The organism is Paenibacillus sp. IHB B 3415 (assembly GCF_000802655.2).
Classification (GTDB): domain Bacteria; phylum Bacillota; class Bacilli; order Paenibacillales; family Paenibacillaceae; genus Paenibacillus_AQ; species Paenibacillus_AQ phytohabitans.
Window position 1 is genome coordinate 58,743 of sequence record NZ_JUEI01000051.1, and the last position, 17,249, is coordinate 75,991.

General features: G+C 51.8%; 18 protein-coding genes and 1 riboswitch. Of the genes, 6 read left to right on the plus strand and 12 right to left on the minus strand.

Features of this window, described 5'->3' with window-relative positions; genetic code table 11:
• The first annotated feature begins 185 nt into the window (after positions 1–185).
• Positions 186–1,376 (plus strand): enoyl-ACP reductase FabV, encoded by a 1,191-nt coding sequence (gene fabV, locus QW71_RS21710; RefSeq protein ID WP_039303569.1) that lies wholly within the window; start codon positions 186–188, stop codon positions 1,374–1,376.
• A gap of 93 nt (positions 1,377–1,469) precedes the next feature.
• Here the strand turns inward: fabV and QW71_RS21715 are convergent, their stop codons facing one another.
• From QW71_RS21715 to QW71_RS21735, 5 genes are read right to left on the minus strand one after another with little or no spacing between them, the layout of a single operon-like run.
• Positions 1,470–2,441: a phosphotransferase family protein gene (locus QW71_RS21715; protein WP_047013907.1), complete on the minus strand. Its 972-nt coding sequence runs from the start codon at positions 2,439–2,441 to the stop codon at positions 1,470–1,472.
• 1 nt (position 2,442) lies between these two features.
• Positions 2,443–3,411, minus strand: coding sequence for a sugar phosphate isomerase/epimerase (locus tag QW71_RS21720; protein WP_039303571.1), 969 nt, complete (start codon positions 3,409–3,411; stop codon positions 2,443–2,445).
• A gap of 39 nt (positions 3,412–3,450) precedes the next feature.
• Entirely contained in the window at positions 3,451–4,521 is a 1,071-nt protein-coding gene (locus QW71_RS21725; RefSeq protein WP_039303574.1) for a Gfo/Idh/MocA family protein, read from the minus strand.
• Positions 4,522–4,570: 49 nt separating this feature from the next.
• Positions 4,571–5,668 carry a Gfo/Idh/MocA family protein gene (locus QW71_RS21730; protein ID WP_039303577.1) on the minus strand — a complete coding sequence of 366 codons (1,098 nt, stop codon included), beginning with the start codon at positions 5,666–5,668 and terminating at the stop codon, positions 4,571–4,573.
• Positions 5,661–6,428, minus strand: coding sequence for a sugar phosphate isomerase/epimerase (locus QW71_RS21735; protein WP_039303580.1), 768 nt, complete (start codon positions 6,426–6,428; stop codon positions 5,661–5,663). Before QW71_RS21735 ends, QW71_RS21730 begins: the two co-directional genes overlap by 8 nt.
• Before the next feature lie 312 nt (positions 6,429–6,740).
• Between QW71_RS21735 and QW71_RS21740 the strand changes: the two genes are divergently transcribed.
• Positions 6,741–7,559 carry a helix-turn-helix domain-containing protein gene (locus QW71_RS21740; protein WP_039303582.1) on the plus strand — a complete coding sequence of 273 codons (819 nt, stop codon included), beginning with the start codon at positions 6,741–6,743 and terminating at the stop codon, positions 7,557–7,559.
• Positions 7,560–7,561: 2 nt separating this feature from the next.
• On the opposite strand, the gene QW71_RS21745 is transcribed toward QW71_RS21740, so the two are convergent.
• Positions 7,562–7,774, minus strand: coding sequence for a hypothetical protein (locus QW71_RS21745; protein ID WP_039303585.1), 213 nt, complete (start codon positions 7,772–7,774; stop codon positions 7,562–7,564).
• A gap of 259 nt (positions 7,775–8,033) precedes the next feature.
• Between QW71_RS21745 and QW71_RS21750 the strand changes: the two genes are divergently transcribed.
• Positions 8,034–8,714, plus strand: a complete 681-nt coding sequence (locus QW71_RS21750) for a TIGR00266 family protein (RefSeq protein ID WP_039303588.1) — start codon at positions 8,034–8,036, stop codon at positions 8,712–8,714.
• A gap of 103 nt (positions 8,715–8,817) precedes the next feature.
• Here QW71_RS21750 and QW71_RS21755 read toward each other — a convergent pair whose 3' ends face one another.
• The gene (locus tag QW71_RS21755; protein ID WP_039303591.1) at positions 8,818–9,408 is read right to left on the minus strand and encodes a TetR/AcrR family transcriptional regulator; all 591 of its coding nucleotides are present in this window, start codon (positions 9,406–9,408) and stop codon (positions 8,818–8,820) included.
• A gap of 138 nt (positions 9,409–9,546) precedes the next feature.
• Complete coding sequence (locus QW71_RS21760; protein ID WP_039303594.1) at positions 9,547–10,020, minus strand: Fur family transcriptional regulator; 474 nt, start codon at positions 10,018–10,020, stop codon at positions 9,547–9,549.
• A 253-nt stretch (positions 10,021–10,273) separates the two neighbouring features.
• On the opposite strand from QW71_RS21760, the gene QW71_RS21765 reads away from it, so the two are divergent.
• Positions 10,274–10,849, plus strand: a complete 576-nt coding sequence (locus QW71_RS21765) for a hypothetical protein (protein WP_039303597.1) — start codon at positions 10,274–10,276, stop codon at positions 10,847–10,849.
• A 132-nt stretch (positions 10,850–10,981) separates the two neighbouring features.
• Positions 10,982–11,656 carry an S-layer homology domain-containing protein gene (locus QW71_RS21770; protein WP_039303600.1) on the plus strand — a complete coding sequence of 225 codons (675 nt, stop codon included), beginning with the start codon at positions 10,982–10,984 and terminating at the stop codon, positions 11,654–11,656.
• A gap of 195 nt (positions 11,657–11,851) precedes the next feature.
• On the opposite strand, the gene QW71_RS21775 is transcribed toward QW71_RS21770, so the two are convergent.
• From QW71_RS21775 to QW71_RS21790, 4 genes are all read right to left on the minus strand, one after another.
• A complete protein-coding gene (locus QW71_RS21775) occupies positions 11,852–12,601 on the minus strand; it encodes an amino acid ABC transporter ATP-binding protein (RefSeq protein WP_039303603.1) in 750 nt (249 codons plus the stop codon).
• A 12-nt stretch (positions 12,602–12,613) separates the two neighbouring features.
• Positions 12,614–13,282 (minus strand): amino acid ABC transporter permease, encoded by a 669-nt coding sequence (locus QW71_RS21780; RefSeq protein WP_039303704.1) that lies wholly within the window; start codon positions 13,280–13,282, stop codon positions 12,614–12,616.
• A gap of 93 nt (positions 13,283–13,375) precedes the next feature.
• Positions 13,376–14,230 (minus strand): amino acid ABC transporter substrate-binding protein, encoded by an 855-nt coding sequence (locus tag QW71_RS21785; protein WP_039303606.1) that lies wholly within the window; start codon positions 14,228–14,230, stop codon positions 13,376–13,378.
• 262 nt (positions 14,231–14,492) lie between these two features.
• Positions 14,493–16,013: a DHA2 family efflux MFS transporter permease subunit gene (locus QW71_RS21790; RefSeq protein WP_039303610.1), complete on the minus strand. Its 1,521-nt coding sequence runs from the start codon at positions 16,011–16,013 to the stop codon at positions 14,493–14,495.
• Positions 16,014–16,350: 337 nt separating this feature from the next.
• Here QW71_RS21790 and QW71_RS21795 point away from each other — a divergent pair, with 337 nt between their 5' ends.
• Complete coding sequence (locus tag QW71_RS21795; protein WP_160311831.1) at positions 16,351–17,043, plus strand: TetR/AcrR family transcriptional regulator; 693 nt, start codon at positions 16,351–16,353, stop codon at positions 17,041–17,043.
• Between the two features lie 68 nt (positions 17,044–17,111).
• Positions 17,112–17,214: riboswitch (TPP riboswitch) on the plus strand.
• The last annotated feature ends 35 nt before the right edge of the window (positions 17,215–17,249 follow it).

The following is a 17,249-nucleotide window of genomic DNA, read 5'->3' on the forward strand; positions in this document are numbered from 1 at the left end:
TCAATGAAGTAAATTAGATCAATATAGCAATCATACAGCCTGATCTGGGAGCTCAGATGTTTCTTCACTTCATTATAAGGATCCCCTGAGAGGTTCACCATGAGAAAATACTCACTCTGAATCAGGCAGATCCTCTCCATTCTACAATCCCTGCAACCATCGATGAAAGCGAGGTAAATATTATAATGATCATAAAACCCAGAACGCGCGGTTTCATCTGTACGACTGCCCACCCCGCAGGCTGTGCGCATCAGGTACAGCAGCAAGTGAACTATGTACAAAACCAGGGAAAATTCACCGGCCCCCGCAATGTACTCGTTATCGGGGCTTCAACCGGGTATGGACTTGCAGTCAGAATTGCAGCAGCCTTCGGTGCAGGAGCAGCGACTGTAGGTGTCTACAGACCCAGCACAGCCAGCGAGACGCGGACGGCCTCCGCAGGCTGGTATAATTCCGCAGCTTTTGAGGAAATGGCCTATACGGCCAGCCTGCGCTCCTACAGCGTATGCGGGGACGCTTTTACCGCTGAAACAAAAGAACGGACCATAGAGTTGATCCGCAGCGAGCTTGGACAGGTTGATCTTGTCATCTACAGCGTAGCCTCGGCACGCAGAACAGACCCGCAGACCGGAGAAGTTCATCAGTCTGTATTGAAGCCGATCGGCAGCACTTATACCAATACAACGGTCAATTTCCATACCGGAGAACTAAGCACGGTACAGATTGAACCGGCCACCGAAGCTGAAATCGATGACACGGTTCATGTGATGGGCGGAGAAGACTGGCAGCTCTGGATTGAAGCGCTCCGGAATTCCTGTGTTCTGGCGGCAGATGCGGTCACCCTCGCCTTCTCCTATATAGGTTCGGAGCTAACACAGGCCGTCTACCGGGACGGCACCATCGGCCGGGCTAAAGATCATCTGGAAGCCACAGCCTTACAGCTGAATGCCCAATTATCACCAACCGGAGGCCGCGCCTATGTAGCAGTCAGCAAGGGCCTGGTCACCCAGTCCAGCTCGGCGATCCCTGTAGTTCCGCTCTACATCTCCGTCCTCTACAAGGTCATGAAAGAACAGGGACTGCACGAAGGCTGCATCGAACAAGCATACCGGCTGTATACCGGTTTCCTGTACAACCCGGAAGGGACTCCGGTAGACGGACAAGGGCGTATCCGGATTGATGATCATGAGATGAGCCCCGCTGTGCAGACAGAAGTGGACCGCATCTGGCCCAAGCTACGCACGGAGAATGTCTATCAATATTCCGATCTGGACGGCTACAGACGTGAGTTCTTCCAGCTGTTCGGCTTCGAGACTGACGGCGTTGACTACGAAGCAGACATGAATCCCGTTATCGCCATCCGGAACAGGTACTGAGAACTGGCCGGGCTGGCTGAGTCCCCATTAGTCCTTGAGCATATAACAACAAGGAGGCCGGGTTCTCCGAAGAGAACCGGCCTCCTGTGTGTATTACTCAGCCGCCGCTGAGAAAAACCTCCAGGTCTCCGCCAAATTATCGCGGACCCAGCGCAAATAATTCTCATCCTTGTATTGGCGCGGATAACATTCAATAACCATGATAAGATCCAGATAAAGGTCGTATAGCTTTATCCTTATCAATTCGTCCGGACTGCTGAAGCTGGTTCCATACCCTTCGTAGAACGCCTGTGAGTTCTCGAAGTGACGGAAATAATTCTCCATCAGCACATCGCCCCACATGGCCCGTTCCCAGTCAATGATGGATACAATTACTCCATCCTGTACAAACAGGTTGCCGTTCCACAAATCCCAGTGTACAAGACTCGGCTCAATCACGTTATCCAGAGCAGGCAGATAAGGCTGAAGCGCCAGCTCAATTTCCTGCAGTGAAACCGGTAACTGAGCACCCAGTCTCTCTGCATCCACGAGCACATTCTGCAGCATCCGCCAGAAGGTAGCTCTCCAGGACTTTCCGCCTTCAACAGAATCTCCTGCAAACAAGCCAAAGACCGGCCCCTTAATCTCATTGATCAGACGCTGATAACGTCCAAGCTCAAATTCGATGGAATACTGCTGTTCAGCCGAGAGGCTGTCCTTCACATCACTGTAAGGCTGCCCTTCAACCTTCTCCATGAAAAAGTACGGGCAAGGAATCAGCTCCAGGCTCTCATCATAACTGTATACCTCAGGTACAGGAACCCCGCCCGCAGCATGTACAAGGCGGAGCGCCTCCACTTCAGCACGCATAATATCCTGCTCATAGCTCAAGATTTCGGTCTCAGGGGCAGGTGCCACCTTAAGAATGACCGACCGGCCGTCGCTAAGTTCCAGATCATATGCGGTATTGTAAAAGCCTCCGGTCAGCTCTCTGCTGCTGACAACCGCGGAATCCGCACCAAAGGCACGGGCTGCCACAAGACGCAGCTGCAGATCATCCAGCCTGACCTTGGTGAAGCTCTCCATCTTATACCCACCACATCTCGGAAAGAGGCTCTTCGATAAGGACCTGGCGGAGATTGTCTACAGCCTTGGAGAACCCTTCCTCAATGGACATCAGGCCGTCTTCGTGTTCAATGCTGACCACATAGTCGTATCCTACAAGGCGGAGCGCACTCATCATGTCCGCCCACACTTTGACATCATGTCCGTAGCCTACGGAACGGAACTGCCACGCGCGGTCAAGCATATTCGTATAGGACTGCATATCGGTCAGACCATGCTTGTTGACATTGACCGGATCGATCACTGTATCCTTCGCATGGAAGTGATGAATTGCGCCTTCACGGCCCAGAATATGAATCGCCTGCACCGGATCAATACCCTGCCACCACATATGGCTTGGGTCAAGGTTCGCGCCGATGGCTTCCCCTGCGGCTTCTCTTAGTCTGAGCAGTGTAGCTGGTGTATGCACAGAGAAGCCTCCATGCAGTTCAAGTCCGATCTTCACATCATGCTCCGTAGCGAAAGCAGCCTGCTCACTCCAGTAAGGAATGACTTTGTTCTCCCATTGCCAGGTCAGGATCTCCTGGTAATCATTCGGCCAAGGTGCAACCGGCCAGTTCGGGTATTTCGCGCCTTCATGATCGCCGGGACAGCCGGAGAAGGTATTCACAACCTTAACACCCAGCTTCTGTGCCAGCTTAACCGTGTTTACGAAATCCTCATGATCCTTGGCTGCCAGCTCCTTCTGCGGATGCAGCGGGTTGCCGTGGCAGCTAAGCGCACTGATGATCAGACCGCGGGATTCTACCGCGTGCTTGAATTCCTTAAGTGCCGCTTCATTCTCAAGCAGCAGCTTCGGATCACAATGGCTGTTGCCGGGATAACCTCCGGTGCCGATCTCAACTGCCTTCAGCCCTTTGGATGCTACGTAATCCAGCGCTTCCTCCAGCTTGCGGCCTCCGAACAATACCATAAATACTCCAAGTTTCATTGATGTTGCCACCTCTCCCTGATCAGTTCTCGTATCTTATTAGGCTCCGTAGATATCGAAATTCTTGATGGTCTCATTCTTCTCTGCCGCTTCAAAGATAGCTTCAATCAGAATAAGCACACGCAGCACTTCAGCGTTCTTGATGATCGGTTCTGCTGTACCTTCGATTACTGCAGCCAGATTATCATAGAAGCTGGAGGACAGCTCAGACGCCGCCGGCAGGTCTCCGGTAATTGTCGAGCCTTCCGATGGCGGTGCCATCGTCTTGGTTAACCCTACACCTGCACGGATCGGTGTCGGTTCTATTTTCTCGGATGCGTTATTGCGGGTGACTATTCTTCCTCTCAGAGACCAGTCCTCAATAATAGCCGTTCCCTCAAGCCCCTTCACATACCATCTTGGCAGCGTGATAAAGTTGGTGGTTCCGACTTCAACGATGGCTTTGATCCCATTCTCAAACTGCAGGCTGGCCTCGAAACCGTCATCCACATCATTGCCGAGAATATAGCTCAGGCTGCTGCTTACGCTTGTGACTTTGCTGTCAATCATGAACAGCAGCTGATCCAGCAGATGAACGCCCCAGTCGAGCAGCATCCCACCGCCCTGGGCCTTCACATGACGCCAGTCGCCGGGAATCCCGTTAGCCCCATGCACCCGGGACTCAATCTGGAAGAGTGATCCAATCGTCTCTTTCTCATACATCTCCTTGATTACGCGGAAATCCTCATCCCAGCGTCTATTCTGGTGCACCATCAGCACACGCCCGGCTGCATCCGCCGCTGCCTGCATCTCGGTAAATTCGGCCGAAGACATGGCCACCGGCTTCTCACAGACCACATGCTTGCCGGCCTGAAATGCACGAACAGCAATATCCTTGTGCACATCATTCGGTGTAGCGATCAGAATAATGTCCACTTCCGGATCTGCCAGTACTTCCTCATAGCTGGAATAAGCGGTGTAACCTGCTTCGGCAGCCAGGGCGCGCCGGTCTTCCAGCAGATCGAAGGCTCCGCTCACTATCACGCGGTCACTTTCTTTAATTAATTGCGTGTGATAGCTGCCCATTCCGCCGTAACCAACGATAACTACAGTATGTTTGATTGAACTCATGGATTCCACTCCTGTTTTCTCTAATTAGTCGCGTGAACCGGAGATGCTCTTAGTTGTCAGAACTTCCGTCAAAATAAACGGCACGTCCGGTACGTGCTGATTCATACACTGCTTCAAGGATCTGGGTAACAACAAAAGCCTGCTCCGGCAATACAACCGGATCTTTATCTTCTCTTACCGCTTCCAGCCACAGACGGGCTTCACGGTCAGCCTCAGTCTCAGCAGCACCGGAGTAGAAGGCTACTCCGCCTGATCCAAGATCAACCTTGGTTTCGTACAGGCGTCCGGCACGTTCGCCGTTCAATCGCAGGCCGTCCTTCATGTCTGCTCCGCCCTCAGTACCGGCGAGCATTGTCTTGGCTTCACCAAATTCAGACACATTCAGCGCCCAGCTGGCTTCAAGCACAATTGTAGCACCGTTCTCCATTGTAATGAAGCCGAATGCGGAATCTTCCACCTTGAATTGTTCCGGATCCCATGGACCGAAGGCATTCGCCGCATTCTTCTTCTGGCCCAGCTTGTGGAAGGTGGAGCCAACAACCATACGCGGTTTGTAGTTATCCATCAGCCAGAGCGTCAGATCCAGTGCATGTGTACCGATATCGATCAGCGGTCCGCCGCCCTGCTTCTCTTCATCCAGGAATACGCCCCAAGTCGGAACGGCACGGCGGCGAAGCGCAATAGCCTTACCGTAATAGATATCGCCGAGTTCTCCGCTCTCGCACAGCCCCTTCAGATAATCACTGTCTGCGCGGAAACGGTTCTGATAGGCAATGGACAATTTCTTGCCTGTACGCTTGGCGGCATCCAGCATTTCCTTCGCCTGGGCAGTGGTCTTCGCCATCGGCTTCTCGCACAGCACGTGATTGCCGGCTTCCAGGGCAGCCACAGTGATCTCGGAGTGGCTGTCGTTAGGTGTGCATACATGCACGATGTCGAATCCGCCAGCGGCCAGCAGCTCACGGAAATCGGTGAATACAGCAGCACCTTCAGCGCCGTAAGTCTTGGCAGCCTCTTGAGCACGTTCTTCTACGATGTCACAGAATGCCACCATTTCGGCATCCGCCTGACGGGAGAGACTTGGCATATGTTTGCCGTTTGCGATACCACCGCAACCGATAATAGCAATTTTGAGTTTGTTAGACATGAATATTTCCTCCCTGATTACCGTATGTTTTGATCCAATTCAAGCTGTCAGCTACACTGGCAAGCGGTGAACGGCTGCAATAATCCTGTTCAACCACTGCCCATTCCACACCAGCCGCCGCAGCTGCTTCAATGATAGCAGCCAGATCGACTTCACCTTCACCCAGTACGACAGTCTCCGGAGAACCGTCTTCACGTTTCTTCAGGTCCTTGAGGTGGATGATCGGCAGGCGTCCTGCGTATTTATTGATGTATTCGACCGGATCATATCCGCCATAATACACCCAGCATGTATCCATTTCCACTTGAAGCTGCTCAGCAGGCACCTCTTCGAACAGGTAGTCAAAAGCTGTGCGGCCGCCCACCTTCTCCGTGAATTCGAAATCATGATTATGATAAGAAAGAACAGCACCGCCTGCCCGGCATTTGTCGCCGATCAGCCGCAGGTTCTTAGCCACTTCAGGCCAATTCCGCTGTTCCTCAGTCAGAAAAGGCACAATCAGATTGCGGTTGCCAATCTCCAGATTGAAGCTGATTTCCTGTTCCGTATCGTTCAGCATAACATCATACGGGCGATGTGCTCCGAGAGCAACGAGTCCTGTTTCCTCAAGCAGTGCCTTCACCTGCCCGGCCGTACGGCCGAAATAGTGGAAGAATTCCACGCCGCTGTAACCCAGTTCGGCAACCTTGCGTATTGTCCCTTCGAAATCCTGTTCCAGTTCGTCTCTCAGCGTATACAGCTGAAGTCCTACCTTCAACATTATTGCTCTCACTCCTAAGTTTGATCCGAGAGTCAGACTGATCTTGCCGCCACCGCCCTTTGCCCGCACCTATGGCAGGCATTCCACCTGAACAAACGGGCTGTAAACATAGGATGTAATATAGCTGTCTATCTGTCATCCGCTGTGTCCAGTGTTTGCCTATGTAGCGATCAGAGCCGCAATACAGCCTCCCCCACATCATTTGTATGTTTTTTGCTTAGGTACATGGTAATATGAAAGCGTATATAATAAAATGAATAATATGATTAAAACATGAACAATCTGCTTATCATTTAATAACCAGGAGGACTCATGACACCTAACGCAGCCTGCCACATCCTATCCGCCGGATTCTCCTTCCACCGCAAGCCGTTTCATATGTCCCGCAGCGAAGGCGTCCAGTATTATCTGCTGCGCCTCCAGACCGAAGGACGCAGCCGGACAATGGAAGGCGGAGTCATCACTACTGTCGAGAGCGGCAATCTGATGCTGTTCGCACCGACCGATCCCTATTACTTAAGTATCGACAAGGAAGTCTACCCTGTCGGCAAGCCGCGGATTGAGAGCGGCGACTATCATATTTTCTGCAGCGGTCCCTGGATTGAAGAATGGTGGGGACGCAAGCATCGCCCGGCCGTACTCCGGCTGCCGCTCAGCGATCATATTCTTGGCCTGTTCCGCCAGCTTGTACTGGAGCAGCGCCGTTTATCGGATTCTTCACCGGATATCTCCGCGTGTTATCTGCAGATTCTATGTATGGAGATTGACAGGCTGATGTCCGAGCAGCCGGCAATTTCCCCTAAGGCCTATCTTGCATACCGGATGAAGCAGTATGTCGAGGAGCATGCCGCGTACGCCTTCCGTCTGGAGGATGTGGCCGGCCATGTCGATATTTCCGTCTCCCGCGCGGTTCATCTGTTCAAAGAGGCGTTCGGCACTACGATTGTGAAATATGTAAATGACGTCAGGCTGGATATGGCCAGGGAGAAGATCACCTTCAGCCCGATGCCGCTGGAGCATGTATCTGAAACTTGCGGGTTTGCCAACTATACGTACTTCCACCGTGTCTTCCGCAGCCGGTTCGGAATGTCACCCAAGCAGTACCGTATCCATAGCAGGGCGCAGGCGTAAGATTACGAGACCAGGAGGCATGCAAAAGGAGCGCCATCACCATAGACCCGCTCCTTGTGTTTGACTTTATTCAATTGCTGGCGTTTGCCGGGTGTCATCCTTACATGCTGGGAGATGGCACCGTAATCCTGATTCATCCTGCGGTTTCTTTCGGCACACCAGGTGCCGGAGCGTTCTGCCTTCAGCAGAGCTTTTTGCGTGCGTGTACGTGCCATATGCGGCAACACTCCTTGTCATAAGCCAATTCAGTACATGCGGTACTGTTATCTTAATTTTAACATAATCACCACATTACTGCCCGGTATAATTAACTATAATAGTCTATTCCTTTGTGGTCAGTTACACTGCCTTGTCCTCAGCTTGCAGCGGTACAGCTTGTTACAGTATTCTTGATGGACAAGGTACATGCGTCTGGCAGAAGAAAGTCATCAGTTATACTTAGAATGGAATAGGCAGAATCAGGAGGAGATATTAATGAAATACGATGTGCTGTATGACGGCGCTTTTGCCATGCTGAAGGTAGTCCTGGAGTCAGGAGAAAGTGTGAAGGCGGAGATGGGGGCGATGGTCGCCATGTCGCCGAATGTGGAGCTGAGAGGAACGGTAGACGGCGGTCTCATGCGCGGACTCGGCCGGATGCTGAGCGGGGAGAAATTCTTCTTCCAGGAGCTGACCGCCACCCGCGGACAGAGTGAAGTGCTGCTCTCACCAGGGGCAATCGGGGATATTCAAGCCATTGAGCTGGACGGCTCGTACAAGCTGATGGTGCAGAAGGATGGTTTCCTGGCTGGAACCCACGGCATTCAAGTGAACACCAAAATGCAGAATCTGACCCGTGGCTTATTCTCCGGCGAAGGCTTCTTCATTGTAGAAATCAGCGGTAAAGGTACGGTCTTCCTCTCTTCCTTCGGAGCCATTCACGCCATTAACCTCGGCCCTGGCGAGGAAATGATCATTGATAACGGTCACCTCGTGGCCTGGCCGGATTATATGGATTATAAGGTGGAAAAGGCAGCCTCCGGCTGGCTGAACAGCTTAACCAGCGGGGAAGCCCTGGTCTGCCGGTTCCGCGGCGAAGGGGTTGTTCTGGTCCAGACCCGCAATCCCGGAAGCTTCGGGACATGGATCAAATCCTTCGTGCCGAACCGGCCGTAGCAGCGGCGGGGCTGCCGATTCCGAACATAAAAATAGATTGAACTTGTATAGAAGAATCACAGGTTCAATCTTTTTGGAAATTCATCCGCGTTTGACCGGGTACTTAGGCCATCAGCTTGTCGAAATGACTGGAAATGAGCTGAATCATATCTTCCGGTGTTACCATTTCGGGATAGATTACACTATGGACGACCAATCCGTCTACTAATGCATGCAGCGTCTTGATTTCCCGGTCCAGATCCAGGTCCTGTCTTAACAGATTCACGGCATCCAGGTACTCCATCATCTGGCAGAAGCCGCTATACAGCCCGTTATGTACTTCCTGTTTCAGCGCCTGTATGGCGGGGTCCGCTGCTGCCCTTCCGACAAAAGCCAGCCAGACCTCCGCTTCCGCCCTCCTCTCTTCATCAATGGGCATTAATTCATGAATCAGCCTCTCCACATCCTCACGGGGATTCCCCGAGTATTGAAAGACCTCAACTCTCTGGTAACTTCGTTCACTCACCAGTCTCATGGAGAAGGCAAGCAGCTCGGATTGGCTGGCAAAATAATGCCGCAGCGATCCCAGCGACATGCCCGCCTCCTTGGCAACATTCCGCACGGATACAGCTTCCAGACCATCACGCCGGATGATCCGCCAAGCCGCCTCCGCCAGATGATTACGGCGTTCGTCATGGTCCACTTTTTTTGGCATAACGTCATTATAGCATGTGCACCAGCCTCATATCCCTGCTCCATAAGTCGCAAATGCGCTGATTCTCCGCTGAAATCAAATAAAAAGACGCCGGCTGTTAAATCAGCCATGCGTCTTTGAATGTGCCCCAGCTGCGGCTCAGGAAACAGCCCGGCATTCTTTATCGCCCTTGCAGCCGTTTCCCTTGCAGGTATTATAAGTGCCTTTGAAATCAAGCCGGTGATCGGTCACACTGAAGCCGTACTCACTGGCCAGCCGCGCTTCAAGGTCCAGCAGCCAGTCATCCTTGATCTCCTCCAGCTTGCCGCATACACTGCAGATCAGGTGGTGGTGCATATGAACATGATCGTCACCGCGCAGGTCATAGCGGGCAACGCCATCACCGAAATTCATCTTTTCTACAATATGAAGTTCACACAGCAGCTCCAAAGTACGGTATACGGTCGCAAGTCCCAAATGCGGATAACTGCGCTTGACCAGCATATAGACCTCTTCCACGCTTAAGTGATCCTTCTCGTTGTCCAGCAATACTCTTACTATAGCCTCGCGCTGAGGCGTAAGCTTATAATTCTGCGCCGCAAACTGCTGGCTGATATTTGCTACTCGGTTCACCCGGGTTCCCACCTTTCCGGAAGTTGAACAATTCCCGACAATAATTAGTAATCTTTACGATATAAGCATAACAAACTTGTCCGTCAAAGAAAAGGCCTGACACCAGTATAACATCACTTTTCCCCAAAAACGTATAAATAGGTTCTGCGGATTATGATTATATTATCGCCGGCTAGTCTTACGCCCAATCCGAAGTGCGCCCTCCCTCCATACCTTATATAGACTAAATCTCTTATAAGTGAGGATGATCCGGATGGTGAAAATAAAACCCAGGCAGACCCAGCGGCTTGTGACAGCCCGTGTACTGCGCAGAGTCGCCACGGCCATGCTGCCGTTCTACCGGAAAATTGCCGGAAACAGCAGTTATGCCGCTGATTGGACAACCGCCGTTGTCTCCGCAGATCTTGATCTGATGGGCAGACTGCTGGCCAGAATTCCTACCCTTGCCAGGGTTGAGAATTATGGGACGAACGGCATCGGCTATTTCATCTCGTTTCCTTTTCCGCTGCCGGTTGCGTTCTACACGAATGGAACAACGATTCCGCCGGGCACGGTCCAGTTCACCTCCAGTACAGCAGCCCACCGCAGCATCGCACGGGCCGTTATTCCGCTTTACCGGGAGCTCTCTGTAAATAACTGCTTTGCGGAGAGTCTGGCAGCAGCCATCCGGCGCCGGGACCGCGGTGCGGTAACAGCGATGGTACGCAGTCTCGTCACAGCAGATTCGCTTAAATCCGTAACCATTGAAGAGAGCGGGATCGCGCTGCTGTTCAGAACCCGGTTCAGTAAATACCCTTACCGCAACCTGCTGTTTCAGGAAATGATGTAAATCGTCTGCAACCTTTTCTATTGTCATTGCGTCATTAGAGTCAAGTTGAAACGGTTACGCCGTCCTGTAACGGACAATCACCGGATCAGCGTGAAATCTAGTGGTACAACCTACAATAGAGGTGGAATTCAGATGAGTATCAAAAAAAACACAATCGCAGCTTTTACAGCCGTAACGCTTCTTACCTTCTCTTTCGGTGGACAGATTTTTGCAGCCGGCAGCAGCTTTAAGGATATTGACAGTGTAACCGGTAAGGACAAAATCAACTCTCTGAAGCAGCAGGGCCTGATCAAAGGGATATCGGATACCCAGTTTCTGCCCGCATCCACTGTAACTACAGCACAAGGCGTTCAGTTTATCTCGGGCGGACTCCAGCTTAGCCTGGCCGCAATTGATTTCAACAAGGCTCCAGTAGCCAGTGCGATCTTCTCCAAAGTAAAAGACAACGCCTGGTACGCAGAAGCATTCATCAATGCGCACTATAATGATGTGGATATTCCCGCTGATATAGATCCATCCAAACCGATTACCAAAGAGCTGTTCACCAGCCTGCTGATTCAAGGCGTTGAGAAGGCAGGCAACCTGCCGATGATCAATATCGTTCCGGTGGACATCGCCGATGCAGATGCGCTTGAGCCATCCTACCAGGGCACTATCCAGCGGTCCCTGAAATACAACATCAATACACTGGATGCTCACGGCAAGTTCAACCCGAAGAGCCAGCTCACCCGCGCCGAAGCGGCAATTATGCTCTACAATGCACTGGACTATTTGAATTCACGCAGTGATGCAGCAACACAGAACTAACTAATGGCTGAGTAATCTTTCATGCACTCCCCCGCGCATGATGAATTCACAAGCAGAAAAGGGCAGCAACACAGAACTAACTAATGGCTGAGTAATCTTTCATGCACTCCCCCGCGCATGATGAATTCACAAGCAGAAAAGGCAGTCCGGGATTCCCCTCCCGGACTGCCTTTTTGCATTAATGCCCACATTCGTTTAGTCTTCTCCGCTGAGCCGGTTCAGGAACTGCAGGGCGCGCGGATTCTTCGTCTGCTCCAGCACCTGCTGCGGAGTTCCCTGCTCCAGAATGACTCCGTTATCCATTAAGATGATCCGGTCGGCCACATCGGCCGCGAATTTCATCTCATGGGTAACAATAACCATCGTCATTCCTTCCCGGGCCAGCTGCTTGATGACCTTCAGCACCTCACCGACCAGCTCCGGATCGAGCGCCGAGGTTGGCTCATCGAACAGCAGCACCTCCGGCTCGACCGCCATCGCCCGGGCAATCGCCACGCGCTGCTGCTGGCCGCCGGACAGTTGATGTGGATAGGTATCCGCCTTGTCACCCAGTCCTACCTTGTCCAGCAGGGCAAGCGCCTTCGTTCTGGCTTCCTCCCTGGAACGCTTCTGAACGGTCACCTGACCCTCCATTACATTGCCGAGTGCCGTCATATGCGGGAACAGATTGTAGGACTGGAAGACCATTCCCGTCTGCTGGCGAAGAGACAGCACGGTACGCTGAGGAATTTTGCCGCCGGGAGTGAAATCCAGCTTAATATTATTCAGAGCCAGGCTGCCTTTGTCGGGAGTCTCCAGCAGGTTGAAGCAGCGCAGCAGGGTGGTTTTGCCGGAGCCGGAAGGTCCGATAATGACCATCACCTGGCCATGCTCAACTGTAAGATCAACACCCTTCAAGACCTGCAGCGGACCGAAGGATTTATGTAAATCACGTATTTCAATCATGGGTATGCCTCCTTAACTGGCCGAATACCGGTCCAGCCGCTTCTCCAGGTATTTCTGCAGCACCGATAATACTGAGCAAAATAACAGATAAAATAATCCCGCTTCGCAATACAACAGCAGCGGTTCATAGGTAGTGGCTGTAATTTGCTGAGCTTTTCTGAACATTTCTACATATGTGATGCTTGCTGCAAGTGATGTATCCTTCACCAGACTAATGAATGAATTTGATAATGGCGGAACCGATACCCGGGCAGCTTGAGGCAGAATCACCCGCCGCAAAGCCTGTCCACGGCTCATACCGACGGAGAAGGCAGCCTCCCATTGGCCTTTATGTATGGAGAGAATAGCCGCCCGGACAATTTCCGAGGAATATGCCCCGACACTAAGGGTGAAGCCGATCACAGCTGCGATGAACGGATCAAGCACAATGCCTACCGTAGGCAACCCGTAGAAAATAATAAACAGCTGAAGCAGCAGCGGTGTTCCGCGGATGACCCAGACGTAGAAGCCGGCAATCAGCTTCGGAATTCTCCAGGAAGAGAGCCGCACAAGTGCAGTAATTATAGCAAGTGTAAGCCCAAGTGCAAAGGAGACCAGGGTCAGCGGAATGGTAAAAGCCACCCCGGCTTTGAACAGAGGCAGCAGTGAGTCGAGAAATATTTGTATTTTGCGGTCATCCATCGTTCTGACATCCTTCTTGGAACGGCAAGGCGGAAGCATCCGGCTCCGCCTTGAGTCCATAAGTTATTTGAGACTGCCGTCAAGCAGGCAAGCTTATTTCGATACATCAGCTCCGAAGTATTTCTCGGAAATCTTCAGATATGTCCCATCATCATGCATGGCAGTCAGCGCTTCATTCACTGCCTGTACAAGCTCATCGTTACCCTTCAGGAAGACCGCTGCACTATACGAGCCTTCTGCAATCTCATCAACCTGCTTGATCTTGATATCCGGCTTCTGCTTCTTCAGATCAAGGAAGGACAAGCCATCATTGACGGTTGCATCAATCCGGCCGGAGGTCAGCAGATCAATTGCCTGATTGAAGCCTTCTGTGGATACAATCTCTGCACCGTTATCCGTTGCAATCTGTCCGAGGTTACTTGTCAGGGACTGGCCGGCTTTCTTGCCCTTGAGGTCCGCGAATGATTTGATATCTTCATTATCTTCACTGACGATCAGCACAGCCTTGGATACGATATACGGGTCGGAGAAATCATATTTCACTTTGCGCTCATCCGTAATGGAAACTTCGTTGAAGATCGTATCGAACCGCTTGGCATCCATACCGGCAAAAATACCGTCCCACTGAGTCTCAATAAACTCGGCTTCCACGCCCAGACGTTTAGATACCTCTTCAGCAATTTCCACATCGAAACCGGTCAGCTTGCCATCGGCATCATGATACGTGAACGGGGCATAGGTACCTTCTGTTCCGATACGCAGCTTGCCGCTGGCTTTGACAGCTTCCAGACTATTCTGCTCAGCAGGTGCTGCACTATCAGTAGCCGCCGCAGTGGGTTCAGCCGCCGCATTGCCGCCTGTTGCTGAATTATTGTTATTGTTGTTGCCGCATGCCGCAACCACGGCCATGGTCAGGAGCAGCATAATTGTCAGACTAAGTTTTTTCATAAGATTAATCCCCTCTCATCTCTCTTTATGTTCCGGACTTGCCGGCAAAATGAATCGTAACACTGAGCTGTTACATCCGTCAATAACTTTTTCCGATAATAAACATCGGATTTATGTTATATCGGTTTTTGATAGTTTAGCTTGCCCCGAAATTGCATTTCTCCATCAGTGGAAGGCAAACTAAATCATCAAAAACGCAAAGCAGCGATCCTCCAGTAACGGAGAATCGCCGCCTTACTTCTTATGAATGTTAATGCACCCATTAACCGTGCATGATTTCAGGCACCGCTTTCTCCTTGGAGCCTCCGCTTTCTGATTTGCGGCCCCGGCGCAGCAGCAGCCCAAGGACGGCGCCGCCTAAAGCTACAAAAATCATAATGTGGAAGGTGTCCGCAAAGCCCTGGGCCAATACAGTCTGCTTGGCCAGCTGCAGGGCCTCCTTCGAGGCTCCGTCCACTGTCTGCCCGGCAGCGGCTGCCGCTTCCTGCATTTCAAGACCACGCGCAGAAGTTCTGGCCGTCAGAATCGTAACCAGTGTCGACACTGCAAGCGAGTTAATGACCTGCTGCATGGAGTTGGTGAGGGAGGTTACCCGGTTGACCAGATTGCCTGGCGCCTTGTTCAGCAGATGCGTATTCATCGGCATCATCATCATCCCCATCCCTGCACCGCACATGATTAGCGGAAGAATGAGATCACGGCTCTGGGTGGTCAGATCGACATGGGAATACTGGAATAACGCTCCAGAGACCAGACTGAGTCCGCAGACCACCAGCCAGCGCACCCCGATCCGGTCGAACAGAATGCCGGCAATTGGCATCATCAGCCCGGAAGCAATGGCCTGCGGCAGCAGGGTCAGTCCGGTATCAAATGCGCCGAAGCCTCGGGCCTGCTGCAGAAACTGCGGCAGCAGAAATAAAGCACCATATAAGCCGAACTGGGCGATCCACTGCACGATAATTCCGGTGGTGAAATCCACAGATTTCAGAATCCGCAGCTCCAGTAAAGGGGTCTTCGAACGCAGCTCGGCAATGACAAAGGCAATCAGTGCAACAGCTCCCAGAGATAACCCGATTAGCGTTTTGTCCGAGGTCCAGCTCTGCGCCCCCTGACTTACACCGTAAGTGAGTGAAGCAAACGCCAGCGGTCCGAGCACCATTCCGAATTTATCCATGCCGGGAACGGTGTTCTTCGCCGCATTCGGCAGCTTTCGCAGCCCGATCAGCACACAGATAATACCGATGGGGATATTAATCAGGAAGATCCAGCGCCAGGAGTGGTATTCCACCAGCCAGCCGGACAATACAGGACCAATCGCCGGTGCGAACAGCACGGGAATCCCCATAATCCCCATAACAACGCCAACTTTACTCTTCGGAGCCAGTCTATATACATACGCCATCCCGACCGGGAGCACACAGCCCCCTCCAAGACCCTGCAATACCCGGAAAACGACCAGCCATTCTGCACTGCTTGGCGTTGCACACAGAATGGAGCCGATCGTAAACACAATAACAGCTGTCAAAAAGACGTTCTTAGCCCCGAACCGGTCAGACAGCCAGCCTGACAGCGGAATGACCGAAGCCTGCGCCAGCATATACCCGGTTACGACCCACTGCAGCGTATGCAGATCTGTATTGAAATCCACTACCAGTCTGGACAATGCCACATTCATTGCCGTACTGTCCAGCACGACCATAAATACGCCGGCAATAATGGCCAGCAGCGGAACTAGAATGCCGGATAACCGGAAATCGGCATCCTGCTTCAAGGTCTGATCCATACTCCTTCTCCTCCTGAACTGTCCGCTGTCATCTACGTTGACCTGCGGGCAGGTTTGTCTATATAATTAGTGAACGGACAATTGTCCGTTATCGCATTTCATAGTCTACGGACAATTGTCCGATGTGTCAAATGTTTTATATGATTTTCTGCAAACAACACACAAGTTACCAGTGAATCACTGCGAGGCTAGAAGATACGTCAATTCGTCACAATTGATTCGTTTGCTTGAACAAGCTGAAATAATGCATTTTATACAACAATTTGGGATTTAGGCCGATCGAATGAGGGAATTGTTGTATTATGGGCAGGATTCACTTTATATGAAAGGGGACATCATGAAAAAAACAGAAACAGAAGTTGAACCTGTAACATCAGCAGTTCCCGAGAACACAGACAACACAGACAACACAGATAACACAGTGAACGCAGACAACGCTGCAAAAGAACCCGCCGATCCTTATATGCAGCGGATTCTCGAAGCCGCCCGCCAGTTGTTCACCGAGAGCGGACTCGAAGCTGTGAGTATGTACGGCATCGCCAAACGGGCCGGCATAGGACAGGGATCGCTCTACCGCCGCTTCACCGATAAGGGCGAAATCTGTTCGGCTCTGCTGCTGGACAGCACCGAGCAGTTTCTGTCGGGGATGGAACAGCAGCTTGCTGCCAGCGCCGGTGAAACGGCTGCCCTCGCGCATCTGCAGAGCAGCATTGAGCAGGTCGTTGGTTTCATTGAGCAATATGCGGAGCTCTTGAATATGATCAAATCCGAATTCACCGGCAAGAAGCAGCTTACCCAGTTCGAACATCCTTTTTTCCTGCGGCTCGGGAGGATTATGAGTGAACTTCTGCACCGCGCATCCGCGAATGGAGAGATTATCGGGATCGATCCCCGCTTCGCTGCCACAGCGCTGATCTCTGTACTTAGTCCTGATCTTTACCTGTATGAACAGAAACGGAACGGCTCCTCCAAAGAGGAAATCTCGCGGGGAATTGTTGCATTGTTCATAACCGGCCTCTCCAAGCGCTGAACACAGGCTCTTTACAAGCGGGGGAATTATGGTATATTAAGTACCAATTACGAATTCAATAGCACCTGTTATTTCACTAGGGGAGTCGGCCGACTGAGACGGAGCTTAAGCTCCGGACCCTTGGAACCTGATCTGGATCATACCAGCGGAGGGAAGTGGAGCAGAATGTATCAGCGGTTCCGCGTCTTTGCAAACTGACTGTACCT